This is a genomic window from Caballeronia humi (assembly GCF_001544475.1).
GTDB lineage: Bacteria > Pseudomonadota > Gammaproteobacteria > Burkholderiales > Burkholderiaceae > Caballeronia > Caballeronia humi.
On sequence record NZ_FCNW02000042.1, the window covers coordinates 35,622 to 54,009 of the forward strand.

General features: G+C 62.7%; 18 protein-coding genes and 1 pseudogene. 12 read left to right on the forward strand and 7 right to left on the reverse strand.

The features are described 5' to 3' along the window. The first annotated feature begins 40 nt into the window (after positions 1 to 40). The 3 genes from grxD (at position 41) to AWB65_RS26665 (ending at position 1,842) form a co-directional block, all read left to right on the forward strand. Complete coding sequence (grxD, locus tag AWB65_RS26655) at positions 41 to 355, forward strand: Grx4 family monothiol glutaredoxin (RefSeq protein ID WP_087658836.1); 315 nt, start codon at positions 41 to 43, stop codon at positions 353 to 355. A gap of 13 nt (positions 356 to 368) precedes the next feature. Next, on the forward strand, positions 369 to 968 hold the full coding sequence (locus AWB65_RS26660; protein WP_087670017.1) for a UbiX family flavin prenyltransferase: 600 nt from the start codon (positions 369 to 371) through the stop codon (positions 966 to 968). A 94-nt stretch (positions 969 to 1,062) separates the two neighbouring features. Then, positions 1,063 to 1,842: a DODA-type extradiol aromatic ring-opening family dioxygenase gene (locus tag AWB65_RS26665; RefSeq protein ID WP_087670018.1), complete on the forward strand. Its 780-nt coding sequence runs from the start codon at positions 1,063 to 1,065 to the stop codon at positions 1,840 to 1,842. A 150-nt stretch (positions 1,843 to 1,992) separates the two neighbouring features. Here AWB65_RS26665 and AWB65_RS26670 read toward each other — a convergent pair. Next, a pseudogene (locus tag AWB65_RS26670) lies at positions 1,993 to 2,310 on the reverse strand (amino acid:proton symporter); the annotation flags it as partial. Between the two features lie 468 nt (positions 2,311 to 2,778). On the opposite strand from AWB65_RS26670, the gene AWB65_RS26675 reads away from it, so the two are divergent. Next, positions 2,779 to 2,982 carry a cold-shock protein gene (locus AWB65_RS26675; RefSeq protein ID WP_035936159.1) on the forward strand — a complete coding sequence of 68 codons (204 nt, stop codon included), beginning with the start codon at positions 2,779 to 2,781 and terminating at the stop codon, positions 2,980 to 2,982. Between the two features lie 67 nt (positions 2,983 to 3,049). Here the strand turns inward: AWB65_RS26675 and AWB65_RS26680 are convergent, their stop codons facing one another. Continuing rightward, positions 3,050 to 4,300, reverse strand: a complete 1,251-nt coding sequence (locus tag AWB65_RS26680; RefSeq protein ID WP_087670019.1) for an Hsp70 family protein — start codon at positions 4,298 to 4,300, stop codon at positions 3,050 to 3,052. A 211-nt stretch (positions 4,301 to 4,511) separates the two neighbouring features. On the opposite strand from AWB65_RS26680, the gene AWB65_RS26685 reads away from it, so the two are divergent. Beyond that, complete coding sequence (locus tag AWB65_RS26685) at positions 4,512 to 5,984, forward strand: MFS transporter (protein ID WP_087670020.1); 1,473 nt, start codon at positions 4,512 to 4,514, stop codon at positions 5,982 to 5,984. Between the two features lie 85 nt (positions 5,985 to 6,069). Here AWB65_RS26685 and AWB65_RS26690 read toward each other — a convergent pair whose 3' ends face one another. Both AWB65_RS26690 and AWB65_RS26695 read right to left on the reverse strand, forming a co-directional pair. Continuing rightward, a complete protein-coding gene (locus tag AWB65_RS26690) occupies positions 6,070 to 6,666 on the reverse strand; it encodes a nitroreductase family protein (RefSeq protein ID WP_087670021.1) in 597 nt (198 codons plus the stop codon). A gap of 127 nt (positions 6,667 to 6,793) precedes the next feature. Beyond that, positions 6,794 to 8,077, reverse strand: coding sequence for an MFS transporter (locus tag AWB65_RS26695; protein ID WP_087670022.1), 1,284 nt, complete (start codon positions 8,075 to 8,077; stop codon positions 6,794 to 6,796). Positions 8,078 to 8,200: 123 nt separating this feature from the next. Between AWB65_RS26695 and AWB65_RS26700 the strand changes: the two genes are divergently transcribed. Together AWB65_RS26700 and AWB65_RS26705 are read left to right on the forward strand one after the other, a co-directional pair. After that, positions 8,201 to 8,866 carry a TetR/AcrR family transcriptional regulator gene (locus tag AWB65_RS26700; protein WP_087670023.1) on the forward strand — a complete coding sequence of 222 codons (666 nt, stop codon included), beginning with the start codon at positions 8,201 to 8,203 and terminating at the stop codon, positions 8,864 to 8,866. Then, complete coding sequence (locus tag AWB65_RS26705) at positions 8,863 to 9,417, forward strand: DUF1415 domain-containing protein (RefSeq protein ID WP_087670024.1); 555 nt, start codon at positions 8,863 to 8,865, stop codon at positions 9,415 to 9,417. The genes AWB65_RS26700 and AWB65_RS26705 overlap by 4 nt, the downstream gene beginning before the upstream one ends. 8 nt (positions 9,418 to 9,425) lie before the next feature. Here the strand turns inward: AWB65_RS26705 and AWB65_RS26710 are convergent, their stop codons facing one another. Then, entirely contained in the window at positions 9,426 to 10,295 is an 870-nt protein-coding gene (locus AWB65_RS26710) for a class I SAM-dependent methyltransferase (protein ID WP_087670025.1), read from the reverse strand. A 169-nt stretch (positions 10,296 to 10,464) separates the two neighbouring features. On the opposite strand from AWB65_RS26710, the gene AWB65_RS36435 reads away from it, so the two are divergent. Next, complete coding sequence (locus AWB65_RS36435; protein ID WP_159907794.1) at positions 10,465 to 10,641, forward strand: hypothetical protein; 177 nt, start codon at positions 10,465 to 10,467, stop codon at positions 10,639 to 10,641. 53 nt (positions 10,642 to 10,694) lie between these two features. Continuing rightward, complete coding sequence (locus AWB65_RS26715) at positions 10,695 to 11,015, forward strand: hypothetical protein (protein WP_008344375.1); 321 nt, start codon at positions 10,695 to 10,697, stop codon at positions 11,013 to 11,015. Positions 11,016 to 11,101: 86 nt separating this feature from the next. Here the strand turns inward: AWB65_RS26715 and AWB65_RS26720 are convergent, their stop codons facing one another. Beyond that, positions 11,102 to 11,803, reverse strand: coding sequence for a FadR/GntR family transcriptional regulator (locus AWB65_RS26720; RefSeq protein ID WP_087670026.1), 702 nt, complete (start codon positions 11,801 to 11,803; stop codon positions 11,102 to 11,104). A gap of 192 nt (positions 11,804 to 11,995) precedes the next feature. Between AWB65_RS26720 and AWB65_RS26725 the strand changes: the two genes are divergently transcribed. From AWB65_RS26725 to AWB65_RS26735, 3 genes are all read left to right on the forward strand, one after another. Further along, positions 11,996 to 13,114: a mannitol dehydrogenase family protein gene (locus AWB65_RS26725; RefSeq protein ID WP_087670027.1), complete on the forward strand. Its 1,119-nt coding sequence runs from the start codon at positions 11,996 to 11,998 to the stop codon at positions 13,112 to 13,114. Positions 13,115 to 13,238: 124 nt separating this feature from the next. Beyond that, positions 13,239 to 14,528: an MFS transporter gene (locus AWB65_RS26730; RefSeq protein ID WP_087670028.1), complete on the forward strand. Its 1,290-nt coding sequence runs from the start codon at positions 13,239 to 13,241 to the stop codon at positions 14,526 to 14,528. Positions 14,529 to 14,533: 5 nt separating this feature from the next. Then, on the forward strand, positions 14,534 to 16,075 hold the full coding sequence (locus tag AWB65_RS26735) for a D-arabinonate dehydratase (protein WP_087670030.1): 1,542 nt from the start codon (positions 14,534 to 14,536) through the stop codon (positions 16,073 to 16,075). 123 nt (positions 16,076 to 16,198) lie between these two features. Here AWB65_RS26735 and AWB65_RS26740 read toward each other — a convergent pair whose 3' ends face one another. After that, positions 16,199 to 17,824, reverse strand: a complete 1,626-nt coding sequence (locus AWB65_RS26740; RefSeq protein ID WP_087670031.1) for an NAD(P)/FAD-dependent oxidoreductase — start codon at positions 17,822 to 17,824, stop codon at positions 16,199 to 16,201. Between the last annotated feature and the right edge of the window lie 564 nt (positions 17,825 to 18,388).

Here is an 18,388-nt window from a genome sequence, read left to right on the forward strand (position 1 = left end):
TCCGTTCAATCCCAGTACAAAACCGCCCCGCAGGAACGTCATGGACACCCAAGAACGCATCAAGCAAATCGTCGATCAAAACCAGGTCGTCCTTTTCATGAAAGGCACGGCGCAGTTCCCGATGTGCGGCTTTTCGGGCCGTGCAATCCAGGTGCTGAAGGCATGCGGCGTCGACAACATCACGACCGTCAACGTGCTCGAAGACGAAGGCGTCCGCCAGGGCATCAAGGAATTCTCGAACTGGCCGACCATTCCGCAGCTCTACGTGAACGGCGAGTTCATCGGCGGCTCGGACATCATGATGGAGATGTACCAGTCGGGCGAATTGCAGCAACTGTTCGCCGCAGCCGCCTGATTTTCAGACTGACGTGAACGCGCCCGCTGCCGTGCCGCGACGGCTGATCGTCGCCATCACCGGGGCAACGGGCGCCATCTACGGCGTGCGTCTGCTCGAGACGCTTCGCCGTCTTCCGGGCGTCGAGACACATTTGCTCGTCTCGACAGCCGGCTGGCTCAACATCCAGCACGAACTTCAATTCGACAAAGCCGACGTCCAGGCGCTCGCCGACGTCGTCCACAGCGTGCGCGACGTGGGCGCGAGCATCGCGTCGGGCTCGTTCGCGACCGACGGCATGATCGTCGCGCCCTGTTCGATGAAGACGCTCGCGAGCATCGCGCACGGGCTCTCGGACAACCTCATCACGCGCGCCGCCGATGTCGTGCTGAAAGAACGCCGCCGGCTGGTGCTGCTCGTGCGCGAGACACCGTTCAACCTGGCGCATCTGCGCAACATGACCGCCGTCACCGAAATGGGCGGCATCATTTTTCCGCCGATGCCGGCGTTTTATCATCGCCCCGCGTCGATCGACGAGATGGTCGATCACACGGTCGAGCGCGTGATCGACATGTTCGGCGTTCGCGCGCCCGTCGCCGCCGAATGGCGCGGCATGCGCGGCGAGACCGATTAACAACGCCCGCGACACAATTCGTTGCTCGTCCTGCCGTTTATTAACCGAACGGCCGCGCCTATAGTGAGAGCAATCCCCTTTGAGGCTTGCTGCAATGTCCCGACTTCCGAGCGTTTTCATCTCCCACGGCGCCCCGACGCTGCCCATCGACCCGTCGATGCCGTCCGCCGAATTCGCCTCTTTGGCCGATCAATTGCCGCGTCCGCGTGCCATCCTGATGCTGTCGGCGCATTGGGGCACGGCGCAGCCGGTCGCGAGCATCGCTACGCAGCCTGAAACGATCCACGACTTTTACGGCTTCCCGCCCGCGCTCTATGAACTGCGTTATCCGGCACCGGGCGCGCCCGAATTGGGCAAGCGCGCCGCCGAGCTGCTCGCCGAGCAAGGCGTTCCTGCCGCGACGGCCGATCACGGGCTCGATCACGGCGCCTGGGTGCCGCTGCTTCTGATGTTCCCGCAAGCCGACGTGCCGGTCGCGCAGTTGTCGATCCAGCCGCGGCTCGACGCCGCGCATCACTATCGCGTGGGCCGCGCGCTGCGGGCGTTGCGCGACGAAGGCGTGATGATCGTCGGATCGGGGCAGATCACGCACAACCTGCGCGCCGCCGATTTCGGCGCGCGTCCGGAAGACGCCGACCCGCGCGTGACCGAATTCACAGACTGGTTCGAGGCACGCCTCGCCGAGCGCGATATCGACGCTTTGCTCGACTATCGCCGCCGTGCGCCGCACGCCGTGCTGATGCATCCGACGGACGAGCATCTGCTGCCGGTTTTCAGCGCTCTAGGCGCAGCAAGCGACGATTTCACGCTCGGCATCCAGTCGCTCGGCACGTTCCAGAAAACGCTCGCAATGACGAATTACGTGTTCAGCTAGGCACAAAAAGCCCGCCTCGATCACTCAGGCGGGCTCTATTACCGTCTAAAAAACTCACGCGCCGACTTTGTGCAGACTATCGTCGCGGCTTTCGCGTTCGTCGAGATGCTCGCGGCGATACCCGGTGTGCACCCCCCAGTAGTAGAAAATGAGCGCCTGCACCCACGGATACGGCCACGTGCTCATGTACTGAATCGAACGTTCGGCTTCGATCGGAATGAAGGACACGATGGCGATTCAGTTCGCTCACGCGCGGATGAAACCGACCAGCGCACCGTGCGAATAGCGTGCATAACGCACCATCCCGCCGATTCCGGAAAGATTGCGCCAAGTTCGGTGTAGATGAGCGCGAATCACCCTAGCGACGATCGACGCAGGCCCGGCAATTCCCCGCCCCGCCATGCGCCGAAAAGCCACGCCGATCCGATGATCGAACCAAGCCCGCAGCAGCAGCGCCGTTAGTCCGATGTTCCGTCAAAATGACCTCGTCACTCACTTCCCTTCATCTCGAAAGCCAAAACCGGCAGCGGCGCGGATCGCTGTGAAGCCTTGCGGGCCGGGCATCCGGCGAACACAGACACACTTGGTGCAACCGGCTAAAAGCCGCGTAGTTTAGCGGTTGCACCCGTCGAATGCAGGAGTGAGGAGGCAGAAAACAGCGAAAAATTCACCGTTGCTAGCGGAATGCAACCAAAAATGCAAGCTTCGGAGGAACGGGCGTTGGCGAATCTCAAAAATGTCCCTTCGGAGTTGTCGGATTTATTGACCTTCCGATTGTTTCGCCGTATAAAGCTTCTTGCAGGATTTCAAGTGGCGAGTGAATTGGTCTTTCGTAGTTCGCCCATCACGGTACTCCGGTTGGTCCCATTGCCCCTTCCTTGATTTTCATGCACACCCGGGCTTCGGCCTTATTCAACTTCTTCAGGAACAAGTAACATGGAAACCGGTACCGTCAAGTGGTTCAATGACGCAAAGGGCTTTGGCTTTATCACGCCGGACGGCGGCGGCGAAGATCTGTTCGCCCATTTCTCGGAAATTCGCGTGGAAGGCTTCAAGACGCTTCAGGAAAACCAAAAGGTTACCTTCGAAGTGAAGACCGGCCCGAAGGGCAAGCAAGCTGCGAACATCAAGCCGGCCTAAGCCTCTTGGGTTCACACACGAAAAACCCCGCCTCGGCGGGGTTTTTTGTTATCTGAATCTGCTTCGGTTACGAAAACATGCGGCGCGCGTAAATTCCAAGGCCTGTCGCGACGCTGGCAAGCCGGTCACCGAACACGGCCTGGGCGTCCGGAAACGCCGCCGCCAGCCCGTCCGACAGGAACTTGAGCCCCGTCGATCCGCCCGTGAAATAGACGGCGCCCACATCGCCCGCTTTGACGCCCGCGCGGCGCACCGTTTCCCCCGCCGCTTCCACGATCCGGCGCATCTCGTCGCGGCCCGCGTCGATCAGTTGCGATTCGTCGAACGCAATCCGCAGCGCTTCCTCCACCTCTTCCATGTCGATTTCGGTCGTGCCGCCAGCGGCCACGTCGATCTTCGCCTCTTCCGCGTGCGCAGTGAGCGCGTGCCCGAGCCGCCGGTCGACGACGCGCATCAGCCGCTCGTGATGCCGCACATCCGTGTACAGATGCCGCATCAGTTGCAATTCGCCCGTGCGCTTCGGCGCATACACCGTGTTGATCAGGTGCCACGTCGCGAGATCGAAGTAGACGCGGTTCGGCACCTCGCGCCCTTCCGTGTCGATCGACTGGTAGCCGAGTTCGCGCAGCACCGTCGCGAGTTCGACGCGACGGTCGAAATCCGTCCCCGCGACGTGCACGCCGTAGTGTGCCAGCACGTCGCTTTTGCGATCGAGCTGCATTGCGCGCTCCGGCCCCACGCGCACGAGCGAAAAATCCGACGTACCGCCGCCGATGTCGGCGACGAGCACGAGCCCTTCCTGCGTCAGCCGCGCTTCGTAGTCGAACGCGGCGGCGATCGGCTCGTACTGGAAGTGGATCTCCCGCAGTCCGATCGCGTGCGCGCACGCTTCGAGTTGCTTTTGCGCGAGGTTGTCGGCGCGCGGGTCGTCGTCGACGAAGAAGACCGGGCGGCCGAGCACCGCGCGCGTAATCGGCTCGGGAGCGAGCGCCTGCGCCTTCTGTTTCAGATGCTGCAGGAACAGCGTGATGACGTCGGTGTACTTGATCGCGGAGCCGTCGCCGAGATCGGTGCTCTGGTCGGCGAGCGGCGAACCGAGGATGCTCTTCATTGAACGCATCAGGCGGCCGTCGAAGCCGTCGATGTACGCCTCCAGCGCCGCGCGTCCGTAGGACTGGTTATCCTCGTCGGTGTTGAAGAAGACGGCCGTGGGCAGCGTCAGCGCCTCGCCTTCGACCGGCGCCAGCCGGATCGATTCGCCTGCGGGCAGTGCGACGGCGGAATTCGACGTGCCGAAATCGATCGCGCAATAGGTCATGGACGTGGCGGCTCCGGCCAAAGCCGGGTCGCGAGCAAAAGTGGAGCGCGTTTTTATCACGTTCCGGGGAAGGCATCAACCGGCACGCAGCATTCCTGCATGACGGAACAGAACTTGCTCGGAACGCCGGTAATTTGTGCTTGCCGGCCCTCTGGCCGGTTCCGTATCTTCACCTGAAAGAATACGCGGCGATACCCAGATACCCACGCAAATGACGCAAACGACGACGGAGCATCATTCGAGCCACGACCCATCCACGATCATCGAAACCGACCTGCCCGGCCGGCTCGATCGCCTGCCGTGGGGCCGCTTTCACACGCTGATCGTGCTGGCGCTCGGGATCACCTGGTTGCTCGACGGGCTCGAGGTAACGCTCGCGGGCGCCGTGGCGAGCGCACTCAAAACGAGTCACGTGCTGCGATTTTCCAACGCCGATGTCGGGATCGCGGGCAGCGCGTATATCGCGGGCGCGGTGCTCGGCGCGCTGGGTTTCGGCTGGCTGACCGACCGGCTCGGGCGCCGCAAGCTGTTCTTCATCACGCTCTTTCTGTACGTCGCGGCGACGGCGGCGACCGCGTTCTCGTGGAATCTCGCGAGCTTCGTGCTGTTTCGCTTCCTGACTGGCGCGGGCATCGGCGGGGAATATACGGCGATCAACTCGACGATCCAGGAATTCACGCCCGCCCGCGTGCGCGGCTGGACCGATCTCGCGATCAACGGCACGTTCTGGGTCGGCGCGGGCATCGGTGCGGCGGGATCGATCGTGTTGCTCCACCCCTCGTTCTTGCCCCCCGACTGGGGCTGGCGCGCGTGTTTCCTGATCGGCGCGGTGCTCGGGCTCGCGATTCTACTGATGCGCATGTGGGTCCCCGAAAGCCCGCGCTGGCTGATCACGCACAATCGTGCAGACGAGGCGCGGGAAATCGTCGAGGGCATCGAGGCGCAGTTCCACGCGCACGGCGTCACGATTCCCGATACGCCCGTCAAGCCCCTGCGTCTGCACGCGCGCGAGCACACGAAGCTCGGCGAAGTCGTACATACGCTCTTTCACGCGCATCGGCGGCGTTCACTCGTCGGCCTCACGTTGATGACAGCGCAAGCCTTCTTCTACAACGCGATTTTTTTCACCTATGCGCTCGTGCTGACCGACTTCTACGGCGTGCCGGGCGATCACATCGGCTGGTACGTGCTTCCGTTCGCCGCGGGCAATTTCCTCGGTCCGATCGTGCTCGGCAAGCTCTTCGACGTGCTCGGCCGGCGCCGCATGATCGCTTTTACCTATGCGATTTCGGGTGTGCTGCTGACCGTTTCCGGTTATCTCTTCGCGCACGGAATGCTCACCGTCACGACGCAAACCCTCTCGTGGATGGTGATTTTCTTCTTTGCGTCGGCGGCGGCGAGTTCGGCTTATCTGACCGTCAGCGAGACGTTTCCGCTCGAAATCCGCGCGCTCGCGATTGCCGTGTTCTATGCGTTCGGGACGGCACTCGGCGGAATCATCGGACCGACGCTCTTCGGCCATCTGATCGATACGCACGAGCGCAGCGCGGTGTTCGTGGGCTATATGATCGGATCGGTGCTGATGATCGCGGCGGCGGTTGTCGCGGGGATCTGGGGCGTCGCGGCCGAGCGCAAGTCGCTGGAGGAGGTCGCGCGGCCGCTTTCGGCAGTGGCGGAGGAATGAGGCGGGTTCTGTCTCGGAAATGTGCAGGTGGGTAACGATTCGTCGAGGGTCGTCCAGAGACGCAGACGTCTCTGGACGCGCGCTCTCACTCGAACCCTTTCCCCCAAGCCCCATCGAACGCGATCTCGCTCAACGGGACCCGCGAGCGCGGCGCCGCTTCCCGCTCCCGCAACTTGTCTTCGAGCGCGTTCGCATCGCCGTAATGGCCGAGCGCGATCATCGCGATGACCTGCACGTCTTCCGGCACCGCGAACTTTTCGCGGAACGCACCAGCATCGAATCCGCCCATCTGGTGCGCCGCGAGACCCAGCGCATGCGCCTGCAAAACCAGCGCCATCGCCGCCGCGCCCGTGTCGTACAACGCGCTGCGGTTCACGTCGCCCTTGGGGCCAATCGTCTGCGCAGTCGCGCAAATCAGCACGGGCACGTTCGCGTTCCAGCCCTGATTGAACGGCACGAGCGTATCGAATGCGGTCTTGAACTCGGCTTCGTGGCGATGCCGGTCGAAGGCGACGAAGCGCCAAGGTTGCAAATTACTCGACGACGGCGCCCAGCGCGCCGCTTCCAGCACCTGATGCAGTTGCTCGCGCGTCACGGGCTCGTTGGAATACGCGCGCGGACTCCATCGGCCGGCGATCAGATCGTGGATATCGATTTCAGTCGGCGCTTTCTTCTCGGTCATGGATGATTCCCTGTTCGTTGAAAAACGGCGCCAATCGGAAGGCCGATCAGCGCCGCAAAATGACAAGGATAACCAAGGTCGCGGCCGCGCGCCGAAGCCCGTCGCGCCACGTCTGCCCGAGCACCGGTCAGGTCGTCGCGACGCCCACGCGCTGCGCCGGACGATTGATCCGCAGCACGAGAATCGAGGCGACGAGGCACAGGCCGCCAGAAATCATCGTCGCGACGGTGTAGGTGCCGAGGCTCGAACGCAGCATGCCGCCGCCGAGCGCCGCGAACGCCGCGCCCAGTTGATGCCCCGCCACGACCCAGCCGAACACGATCGGCGCCGAGTCCTTGCCGTACACGTCGGTGGCGAGGCGCACGGTCGGCGGGACGGTCGCGATCCAGTCGAGGCCGTAGAACACGGCAAAGAGCGGCAAGCCGAAGAAATCGATACCGAACGCATACGGCAGGTAGATCAGCGACAACCCGCGCAGCCCGTAGTACCAGAAGAGCAAGTAGCGCGCGTTGAAACGGTCCGACAGCCAGCCCGAGAGCGTCGTGCCGAAGAGATCGAAGATGCCCATCGCCGCGAGCAGCGACGCGCCCTGCACCTGCGTCATGCCGTAGTCGGCGCACATCGCGATCAGGTGCGTGCCGACGTAGCCGTTCGTGCTCGCGCCGCAGATGAAAAAGCTGAAGAACAGCAGCCAGAAGTCGCGCGTCTTGCTCGCCATGCTGAGCGTGCTGAACGCCACCTTGATCGGATTCTGCTGAGGAAGCGTCGATGCCGGCGGTTGCTCGGCCGTCTCGCCGATCGGACGCAGCGCCAGATTCGCCGGCCGCTCAGGCAACAGCCACGCGACCAGCGGAATCACGAGCGCAGCCGCGCAGGCCACGATCAGCACGACGGGCTGCCAGCCGACGCGCTCCGAAATCGCCGCCAGAATCGGCAAAAACACGAGCTGGCCCGTGGCCGAACTCGCAGTGAGAATGCCCATCGCGAGGCCGCGATGCGTCGTGAACCAGCGATTTACGATCGTCGCCGACAGGGTCAGCGCCGCAACGCCCGTCGCCCCGCCGACCAGCACGCCCCACACGAGCACCATCTGCCACGGAGCCGTCATCATCGACGACACGCCGACGCCCGCCGCCAGCGTCGCGAGCGCTGTAAGCAGCGTCGGGCGCACGCCGAAGCGCTGCATCGCCGCCGCCGCGAACGGGCCGGCCAATCCGTACAACGCGAGATTGACCGAAATCGCGAGCGAGATCGTGCCGCGGCTCCAGCCGAACTGCTTTTCGAGCGGCAGCATCATCACGCTCGGCGTCGCGCGCGTGCCGGCCGCCGCGAGCAGCACGAAGAACACGACGCCGACCACGATCCATCCGTAATGCAATCGGCCCTGAAACCGTCTCGCTACCCAATTCATCGCTGCTCCAGTTTTGGATGTCGCCCTGCGACACTATGTAACGTTACTGAACAGTAACAATAGGTTGCGAGCTTAGTTACCGATCGGTAACATGTCAAGTATCGCCTCTCGAAATTCAAGGACATGACTTTGGCACGCGCACCGGGTGAAGCGGGCAAGACCGCCGGCAAGAAGACCGTTCGCACGGACGGCGCCACCGCGCAGGAACAACTGCTCGACGCCGCGCAGGATCTCTTCTATCGCGAGGGGATTCGCGCGATCGGCGTGGATGCGGTCGTCGAGCGCGCGGGCGTCAATAAAATGAGCCTGTACCGGCAGTTTTCGTCGAAGGAGGAGTTGGTCGTCGCTTATCTGAACCGGATGGACGAGCGGTTCCGGCGACGCGTGGAGGCGAGTTTCGCGCTGCATCCCGACGATCCCGCGAAGCAGCTCGTACAGGGCATCGACGATCTCGTCAGGCGCGCGTCGGCGCCCGAGTATCGCGGCTGTCCGTTCGTGAACGTCGCGTGCGAGTTTTCCGATCCGGCGCATCCAGCGCGGCAGTCGGTGGCGCGCAACAAGCAGTATCTGATGCGACGGCTCGTCGAGATCGCGACGGCGGCGGGCGCCGCGAACCCCGCCGAACTCGCCGATGCGCTCGCGCTCTTGGTCGATGGCATCTATGCGACGAGTCAGACCTATGGCCCCGGTTCAGGCCCGATGCGCGCGGCGTCGCGCGTCGCGGCCTTGCTCGTCGCCGATGCGTGCCCGCCATCCGTCGCTGAGCAAAAAGAAAGGGAAGCACCATGATGGAGCGCAGCACCCGCGAAGCCATCATCGCAGCGACCCAGCGCTGGCTGACGCGCGCGGTGATCGGGCTGAACCTGTGTCCGTTCGCGAAGAGCGTACATGTGAAAAATCAGATTCGCTACGTGGTGAGCGAGGCGCGGACGATCGAGGACGTGGTCGTCGATTTGTCGAAAGAACTCACGGCGCTCGCGGACGCATCGCCGGAGCAAATCGATACGACGCTATTGATCGTGCCCGACGCCCTCGCCGACTTCACCGACTACAACGACGCCCTCTTCTTCGCCGAGCGACTCGTGAAGCAGATGGGTTTCGCGGGCGAATTGCAGATCGCGAGCTTTCATCCGGCTTACCAGTTCGAAGGCACCGAACCGGACGACATCGAAAACTACACGAATCGTGCGCCCTATCCGATCTTCCACGTGCTGCGCGAGTCGAGCATCGAGCGCGCCGTCGATGCGTTCCCCGACGCCGCCGACATCTACGAACGCAACATGGAAACACTGCGCCGCCTCGGCCACGACGGCTGGAATGACTGGATGTCCAAGCCCTGATCGGCCACTTAGTGTGTGAAGAAACGTTCGCGCAGTTCGTCGAGACCGAGCGTTTCGAGCACATCGGAGAGACGCTCGGCAGGCTTGCCGCGCGGCAGGTCCTTGAACTGGGCGATGATCAGTTCATTCTTCATCGAATGCTCCCAGCCGACGAGCTCCGTCACACTCACCTGATACCCATGCGATTCGAGCTGCAGGCAGCGCAGCACGTTCGTGATCTGGCTGCCGAACTCACGCGTATGCAGCGGATGGCGCCACATTTCGGTGAGCACATTTTTCGATAGCGAGTGGCTTTTGTTCTTGCGCAGCACGCTTGCGACCTCCGCCTGACAGCACGGCACGACCACGATGTACTTCGCTTTCTTCTGCAGGGCGAACTGGATTGCGTCGTCGGTGGCGGTGTTGCAGGCGTGAAGCGCGGTGACGATATCGATCGAATCGGGCAACTGATCAGACGTAATCGATTCGGCCACCGACAGATTCAGGAAAGACATTCCGTCAAATCCCAGTCGAGTAGCCAATTCTTTCGATTTTGTCACAAGCTCTTCACGGAACTCAATGCCGTAGATGTGTGACCGATCCCGCAGAGTCTTGAAGAACAAATCGTAGAGAATGAACCCAAGATAAGACTTGCCTGCTCCGTGATCGGCAAGTGACACCGAACCTTCGCGTGCATGGACGTCCGCGAGGAGCGGCTCGATGAAATGAAACAGGTGGTACACCTGCTTCAACTTGCGACGACTGTCCTGATTCATCTTGCCGTCGCGAGTCAGGATGTGCAGTTCCTTCAGCAGTTCGATCGACTGGCCGGGGCGGATTTCGTGTTTGGTGGAAGCGTCGGCGTTGCCGGCCGGGGACGCGGAAGACTTCTTGGCCATCGTGTTGGGTGCCTTACCGGTAGAACGCAGGATGAAAGCGTAAAAAAGCGGAGCTTGTTCGCGCGAATGTGCGCTAACCGCTGGTCTTTCAGTTGCAAAACGGGAAGTTTACCCAAAAGCGCACAGACGCTCTCGTTCCCGAAGCCCGTGACACGGCATGGCAATGAGTATGGAACATTTTGTGCATCGTCAGACAGACCAAGGCCAGTGGGAACGACGATGCTACGCCGGCACACGCAGCAACGTGCCGACGACCGATCAGGAAAGACAAGCTGGTGGCGAGCCCGCGCCGCTCGACGATGTCGATGTCGTCACCCGCGACTGGCTTTTGCTACGTAACACCTAACGCATAGCGCGACGATGCGACTCGTACGACGCCATGAACATGAGAGGACGGCGATGGACGCGATCCCGGACAAGAAAGCCGAGAAGCAGTTTCAGGAAATGCTCGCGGCATTGACCGCAATGCCCGCGTGGAGTGAGAAGCAGCAGCTCGAGCTGGAGATGGCCCGCGAAATATCGGTGGAAATGTTGCGCCTCGCAGAATCGATGCGCGACGGCAGCACTGATATCGAGACGTGCCTGACGATGCTCAAGTACGCCAAGGTGATGGACTTCGTATTGACCACGCTGGCCTCGCGGCGGGAAATCGCGCCGCAGACGCTGCGTGTGATCTTCAAGCTCGCGGGCCTGAAGGTCGACGAGGCCTATCCCGGCTGATCACGCACGCTGACCGGGCTGGCTAGCCCGGTCAGGCTGAAACGGCGACAGCATCCGGCGGCCCGCTTCGCAAAAAGCGGGCCGTTTTACCCTTTGCGACGCGTCATCAGTCGCGCGCAGGAGGCTTTCATGTGCCGCTGCATCGCGGCTTGCGCCTGAATGGCGTCGTGATCTTCCAGCGCTTCAAGAATTTCCCTGTGCTCGGCGAGCGCCGCCGCCCACGTATCTTCCCCTTCGAAGTGCCCCCGAAGTTTCGACGACAGCGGACTATGCCGTTCGTCGAAGAGATTCGCGACCGTTCTCACCAACACGTCGTTGTCGGACAGTTGCGCGATCGCCAGGTGAAACGCGCGATCGGCGGCCATCGGCACCTGCCCGTTCGCCACTTCGCGTGCCATCGTTTCATATAGCGTACGCAGCGCCTTGAGCGCCTTCGGCTTCGCGAATGGCGCCACGCTCGCCGCGATCGCGCCCTCTATCACGAGGCGCGCGGTCATGATTTCCTGCGGACTCTCGCCGAGTTCCGCTGTCGACTGCGGTGCGGCCGCAGCCGCCGGCGTCGCGCTGATGTACACGCCCGAGCCCATGCGGATCTCCACGCGCCCTTCCAGTTCCAGCGCAACCAACGCTTCCCGCACCGACGGCCGCGACACGCCGAGCGTCTGCGCCAGTTCGCGCTCCGACGGTAGACGGCCATTCGGCGCGAATCCCTGCTGCTGGATCAGGTCGCGCAGCTTGTCCGCTATCTGAAGATAGAGACGGCGCGTCTCGACAGGTTTCACGCTCACTTCGCGGCTCCTCTCAAAAGCTCGGGGAAAACGTGGATTGTAATCAGCGCAAGCGTTGACAGGCGGTAAAGCGCGCTCGCGTACTTCGCCGACCATTTACAAGTGGCTTGACCAGTTAGTTTTATAGACACTAACATGCAATCTGGTAAGGCCAAAACAACGATCCTCAACGATACGAATCACTCCAACACGATGAGCAATCCGATCTTGCAATTCGGCACGAGCCGCTTCCTGCAGGCGCATGTCGACTTCTTCGTCGCAGAGACTGCGCGGTGCGAGCCGTCGAAGGCGCTCGGCAAGATCACCGTCGTGCAGACGACGGCGAGCGCCGAAAGCCGCGCGCGCCTCGACGCACTGCGGGCGACCGGCCGCTATCCGGTGCGCATTCGCGGACGCCGTCACGGCGAGACGATCGACAGGACCGTCGAGTGCGACGCGATCACCGAGGCGCTGCACGCCGACGACGACTGGACGCTCCTGCGCGAACGCGTCGCGCATGACGTGCAGACCATCGTCTCCAACACCGCCGACACCGGCTACGCCCTTTTCGATGACGATACCGCCGATCTCCTCGAAGGCCGTCGCACGCCGCGCGGCTTCGCGGCGAAGCTCGCGGTGCTGCTGCACGAGCGCCATCGCGCGGGCGGTGCGCCGATCACGCTCTTGCCGTGCGAGCTCATCTCGAATAACGGCGACACGCTGCGCGATCTGGTCACGCAAGTGGCACGCGGCTGGAACGCCGACGACGCATTCATCGACTATCTCACGCAGCGCTGCGTATGGGTCAATTCGCTGGTGGATCGCATCGTGTCCGAGGCGATCCAGCCGGTCGGCGCGATCGCCGAGCCGTATGCGCTCTGGGCGATCGAGCGCCGCGCGGGCATGACGCTGCCGTGCGAACACGAAGACATCGTCGTCACCGACGATCTCGCCCACTTCGAGCGCCTCAAGCTGCTGCTGCTCAACCTGGGCCACACGATGCTCGTCGAATCGTGGCTCAAGCAGAACGGCGCGCCCGACATGATCGTCCTCGATGCAATGCGCGGCGCGTCCTATCGCGATGCGCTAGAAGCCGTGTGGCAGGACGAAGTGTTGCCCGTTTTCGATGCGCTCGGCCAGCACGATACCGCGCGCGCCTATCTCGCCGACGTACGCGATCGCTTCGAAAATCCGTTCCTCGTGCATCGTCTCGCCGACATCGCGCGCAATCACGAAGAGAAGAAGGAAAGGCGCTTCCGGCCGGTGATCGATCTCGCGCAGCAGTTGAATGTGCGCGTCGATCAGCCGCGCCTCCTGGCGGCCCTCGCTTGACGCAGTAAAGCGCACAGGCCCGCCACAGAAGCGGGCCGAGCGCGGCAGCAAAGACGAACCGGTGCCACGGTACCGGTCCATTACATGACATGACAGACATGGCCGCTTCTGGAGGAGACAAACGATGCGCAAGATGCGTTGGGTGGTGATTTTTCTATGCTTTCTGGCAATCGCCGTGAACTACATTGACCGCGCGAATCTCGCGGTCGCCGCGCCGCAGATCGAAAAGGCGCTGGGGATCGGACCCGCTGAAATGGGACTCGTGATGAGCGGCTTCTTCTGGACCTACGCGCTCATGCAGATGCCGTTTGGATGGTTCGTCGATCGCGTCGGCGCGCGGATCGCGTTGCCGCTCGCCGTCGGCTGGTGGTCGCTCTTCACCGCGCTCACCGCCGCCGCGACCAGTGTCGCGGGCATGTTCGGCTGCCGCCTGATGCTCGGCATCGGCGAGGCGGGCGCGTATCCGTCGTGCGCGAAACTCGTCGCGCAATGGTTCAAGCCGGAGCAGCGCGCCTTCGCGACCAGCATCTTCGACAGCGGCTCGCGCGTCGGCTCGGCGCTCTCGATTCCGGTCGTCGCGCTGATCATCAGCTCGTTCGGCTGGGAAGCGTCGTTCATCATCACCGGCGCGCTGGGCGCCGTCTGGATCCTCGGCTGGTTCCTGATCTATCGCAATCCGTCGCGCGGCGATCTGACGGGCGCCATCGACGCACCGCCGGTCGTCCGGGCCGCGCCGAAGACCAAGGTCACGTGGGGCTCGCTTTTCAAGTACCGCACGCTGTGGGGCATGATGCTCGGCTTCTTCTGCCTGAACTTCGTGATCTACTTCTTTATCACCTGGTTCCCGAGCTACCTCGTGCAGACGCACGGCTTTTCGCTGAAATCGCTCGGCACGCTCGGCATGATTCCGGCGCTGATGTCGATTCCCGGCGGCTGGCTCGGCGGCGTCGTATCTGATTCGCTCTACAAGCGCGGCTGGAGCCTCACGGCGGCGCGCAAGACCTGCATGGTCGGCGGCATGCTGCTCTCGTCGATCATCACGCTCTCGGCGTTCACGACCGACATCCACCTGATGCTCGCGTTCTTCGGCATCGCGTACGGCAGCCTCGCGTTCGCGGCGGCCAGCATCTGGTCGCTGCCCGGCGACGTCGCGCCGACGCCCGATCACGTCGCATCGATCGGCGGCATCCAGAATTTCGCATCGAACCTCGCGGGCATCGTCATCACGACGTTCACCGGCTTCATGGTCGAAATGACGAAGGGCTCGTTCACGATTCCGCTGTGCGTCGCGGGCGGCTTCTGTTTCCTTGGCGCGTTCAGCTATCTTGTCATCGTCGGCAAGATCGAGCCGCTCACCCGCGACGACGACGATTCCACCGCGGCCTCCGACCGCCGCGCTGCCACCCCGGTATGAACATCATGTCCACACTCCCTACCGATCATGCAGTCATTCGGCTGCATCCCAACGACGACGTCGTGATCGCGACGCGCCAACTGATGTCCGGCGCGCGCATCGCGTCGGAGGATCTCGTCGTGACCGGGCTGATTCCGCCCGGCCACAAGATCGCCACGCGCGATATCGCGAAGGGCGAGCCGGTCAAGCGCTACAACCAGATCATCGGCGTGGCGCGCGAGGCGATTGCGCGCGGCCAGCATGTGCACACGCAGAACCTCGGCATGGCCGAATTCGCACGTGAGCACGAGTTCGGCGTTGATCGTCACCCGACCGACTTCGTGGAGACGCCCGCGACCTTCATGGGCATCCGCCGCGACGACGGACGTGTCGCGACGCGCAACTTCATCGGCGTGTTGACGAGCGTCAACTGCTCGGCGACGGTCGCGCGCGCCATCGCCGACTACTTCCGCCGCGACGTGCATCCGGAAGTGCTCGCGGATTATCCGAACGTCGACGGCGTGATTGCCCTGACGCACGGGCTCGGCTGCGGCATCGACATGCAGGGCGAGGGCCTCGCGATCCTGCGGCGCACGCTGGCCGGTTACGCGGTGCATCCGAATTTCCACTCGGTGCTGTTCGTCGGGCTCGGCTGCGAGACGAACCAGATCGCTGGCGTGCTCGAATCGAGCGGACTGAAGGAAGGCGAGCGGCTGAAGAGCTTCACGATTCAGGACAGCGGCGGATCGAGGAAGACGGTCGAGCACGGCATCGCGCTGGTGAAGGAAATGCTCGCCGACGCGAACCGCGTGAAGCGCGAGCCGGTGCCGGCGTCGCATATCGTCGTCGGGTTGCAATGCGGCGGCTCGGATGGCTATTCCGGCATTTCCGCGAATCCGGCGCTGGGCGCGGCGGTCGATCGGCTCGTGCGGCATGGCGGCACGGCAATACTTTCCGAGACGCCTGAGGTCTACGGCGCCGAGCATTTGCTGACGCGACGCGCGGTGAGTCGTGAAGTCGGCGAGAAGTTGCTGGCACGCATCGCTTGGTGGGAAGGCTATTGCGCGCGCAACGGCGCGGCAATGGACAACAATCCGTCGGCAGGCAACAAGGTCGGCGGACTCACGACGATTCTTGAAAAATCGCTTGGCGCGGTCGCGAAAGGCGGGACGACGAATCTTGTCGAGGTGTATGAGTATGCGCAGCGGATCGATGCGAAGGGCTTCGTGTTCATGGATTCGCCCGGCTACGATCCGATGTCCGCGACGGGGCAGGTCGCGTCCGGCGCGAATTTGATCTGTTTTACGACGGGGCGCGGGTCGGCTTATGGATGCGCACCGTCGCCGTCGTTGAAACTCGCGACGAATACGGCGCTCTGGGACAGGCAGGAAGACGATATCGACATCAACTGCGGCGGGGTGATCGATGGGACCGCTTCGATCGATCAGCTCGGAGAAGCGATTTTTCAGATTATGCTGGATTGCGCGTCAGGCGTGGCGTCGAAGAGCGAGTTGCACGGATACGGACAGAATGAGTTCGTACCCTGGCAGGTGGGGGTGGTGACGTGAGTGTTTGCATTTCGCGCGTGCCGGTGAATAGCCGGCGCTCGGCCTTTTGAGGGACGCCGCTTTTACTCAGTGCCGGCGAGGTTGAACGGTGGCGTGCGCGTCTCGACGTCCGCACGCCGCGCCTTAAGCCAGCGCGTGCGTTTCCATCATCTTGAGCGCCACCGCTTCGGCGACCTCGATCCCATCGATCGCCGCCGAATAAATCCCGCCGGCGTACCCCGCGCCCTCGCCCGCCGGATAAAGCCCTTCGACGTTGACGCTCTGATAGTCCTCCTTGCGCCGCACCCGAATCGGCGACGACGTGCGCGTCTCGACGCCAGTCAGCACCGCATCGTGCATCGCAAACCCCGGAATTTTTTTATCGAGTTGAGGCAGCGCTTCACGGATCGCCTCGATCACATATTCCGGCAGCGCGGTACTGAGATCGGTCGGTCGCACGCCCGGTTTGTACGACGGCTCGACCGAACCGAGCGACGTCGACGCCCGCCCCGCGATGAAATCTCCGACGAGTTGTCCGGGAGCGCAATAGTCGCCGCCACCGAGTTCGAACGCTCGCTCTTCCCACTTGCGCTGGAACGCGATGCCCGCGAGTGGACCGCCGGGAAAATCCCCAGGGGTGATGCCGACGACAATCCCCGCGTTCGCATTGCGCTCGTTGCGCGAGTACTGGCTCATGCCGTTGGTCACGACGCGGCCGGGCTCCGATGTCGCCGCGACGACGGTCCCACCGGGGCACATGCAGAAACTGTAGACGGCGCGCCCGTTGCTGCAATGATGGACGACCTTGTAGTCGGCGGCGCCAAGCAGCTTATGCCCGGCGAATTTTCCGAAACGGCTCCGGTCGATCACGCCTTGCGGATGCTCGATCCGAAATCCGAGCGAAAACGGCTTCGCTTCCATATAGACACCACGCTCGTGCAGCATCTCGAAGGTATCGCGCGCACTATGGCCCACCGCCAGTACGACGTGTTCGCAGCGCAGCGTCTCGCCGTTCGCGAGCTTGAGCCCGCGCACTTTGCCGCCGTCGATCTCGATATCCTCGACGCGGCTTTCGAACCGCACTTCGCCGCCGAGCTGGTGAATGGTAGCGCGCATCTTTTCGACCATGCTCACCAGTCGGAACGTCCCGATGTGTGGCCGGCTCAGATAGAGAATGTCCTCCGGCGCGCCGGCCTTGACGAATTCGTCGAGCACTTTGCGACCATAGTGCTTCGGATCCTTGATCTGGCTGTAGAGCTTGCCGTCGGAAAACGTGCCGGCACCGCCCTCGCCGAATTGCACATTCGATTCCGGATTCAGCACGTTCTTGCGCCACAGGCCCCAGGTGTCCTTGGTCCGTTCGCGCACAGCCTTGCCTCGTTCGAGGATGATCGGGCGAAAACCCATCTGCGCGAGAATCAACCCGGCGAACAGCCCGCACGGCCCCATTCCGATCACGACCGGTCGCGACATTTCCGATTTCTCAGGCGCCCTCGCGACGAAGTGATACGCCATGTCAGGCGTGACGCTGCAGTGCGGAACGGCGTCGAGACGCTTGATCGCGGATGCTTCGTCTTTCACTTCGACGTCGACGATGTACGTGAGTTTGATGTCCGAGCGCTTGCGCGCATCGTGAGCGCGACGAAACACGGTGTATCGGATGAGGTCACCTGATGGGACGTCGAGACTTTCGAGGCGCGCGCGAATGGCGACCTCGAGGTCTGCGTCGGCGTGATCGAGGGGGAGTTTGACTTCGCTTAGACGTAGCATGAGAACCTGTATGCGGCGGCCGTCGGGCAGGCCTGCTTGCGATTTTAATGCGTTTGAGTTCGCGCAAGGCGAATCATCCGATCGACGAACGAGTGACCGCGCAATGAATGAAACGTGATTATCCGTCGAAGCAGATTCGGAGGTTGTGCGTCCGCCGCATTCGCGCAGATGCAGGCCAAGCTCGACAAGCATCTGCAATAAGATGATGTTGTCGTCTCATTGTCATCAAGTCAACGGCAGCGCTGCCGCCATGGCTCCGTGCTCGGGCGAGCACCTGGTTGGCGCTGGATTGCGTCATCGTCATCGCGTTTGATCGCTTGCCAAACGATCCCTTGACCGCTAGACAGCCGACCGTGGTCGCTCAGAGCTCATCCCTGTAACACGACGCTACACCACGTCATAGCTGCCAATCGCAGGCCTTAGCAGATAGACCGGAGTTGAGCTTGCGCGACTTGACGCACCAAGCCACGACTTAGACGTACGCCGCAACGCAAAAACCCCACTTTTGGGGTGGGGTTTTTGTTTGAGGCATGAGGAGCCTGACGATTACCTACTTTCACACGG

Bases quoted from the DNA above. Each gene is read 5' to 3' on its own strand.
- grxD (WP_087658836.1), top strand. From the start codon at position 41: ATGGACACCCAAGAACGCATCAAGCAAATCGTCGATCAAAACCAGGTC.
- AWB65_RS26665 (WP_087670018.1), top strand. From the start codon at position 1,063: ATGTCCCGACTTCCGAGCGTTTTCATCTCCCACGGCGCCCCGACGCTG.
- AWB65_RS26675 (WP_035936159.1), top strand. From the start codon at position 2,779: ATGGAAACCGGTACCGTCAAGTGGTTCAATGACGCAAAGGGCTTTGGC.
- AWB65_RS26680 (WP_087670019.1), bottom strand. From the start codon at position 4,300: ATGACCTATTGCGCGATCGATTTCGGCACGTCGAATTCCGCCGTCGCA.
- AWB65_RS26685 (WP_087670020.1), top strand. From the start codon at position 4,512: ATGACGCAAACGACGACGGAGCATCATTCGAGCCACGACCCATCCACG.
- AWB65_RS26690 (WP_087670021.1), bottom strand. From the start codon at position 6,666: ATGACCGAGAAGAAAGCGCCGACTGAAATCGATATCCACGATCTGATC.
- AWB65_RS26695 (WP_087670022.1), bottom strand. From the start codon at position 8,077: ATGAATTGGGTAGCGAGACGGTTTCAGGGCCGATTGCATTACGGATGG.
- AWB65_RS26700 (WP_087670023.1), top strand. From the start codon at position 8,201: ATGACTTTGGCACGCGCACCGGGTGAAGCGGGCAAGACCGCCGGCAAG.
- AWB65_RS26705 (WP_087670024.1), top strand. From the start codon at position 8,863: ATGATGGAGCGCAGCACCCGCGAAGCCATCATCGCAGCGACCCAGCGC.
- AWB65_RS26710 (WP_087670025.1), bottom strand. From the start codon at position 10,295: ATGGCCAAGAAGTCTTCCGCGTCCCCGGCCGGCAACGCCGACGCTTCC.
- AWB65_RS36435 (WP_159907794.1), top strand. From the start codon at position 10,465: ATGGAACATTTTGTGCATCGTCAGACAGACCAAGGCCAGTGGGAACGA.
- AWB65_RS26715 (WP_008344375.1), top strand. From the start codon at position 10,695: ATGGACGCGATCCCGGACAAGAAAGCCGAGAAGCAGTTTCAGGAAATG.
- AWB65_RS26725 (WP_087670027.1), top strand. From the start codon at position 11,996: ATGAGCAATCCGATCTTGCAATTCGGCACGAGCCGCTTCCTGCAGGCG.
- AWB65_RS26730 (WP_087670028.1), top strand. From the start codon at position 13,239: ATGCGCAAGATGCGTTGGGTGGTGATTTTTCTATGCTTTCTGGCAATC.
- AWB65_RS26735 (WP_087670030.1), top strand. From the start codon at position 14,534: ATGTCCACACTCCCTACCGATCATGCAGTCATTCGGCTGCATCCCAAC.
- AWB65_RS26740 (WP_087670031.1), bottom strand. From the start codon at position 17,824: ATGCTACGTCTAAGCGAAGTCAAACTCCCCCTCGATCACGCCGACGCA.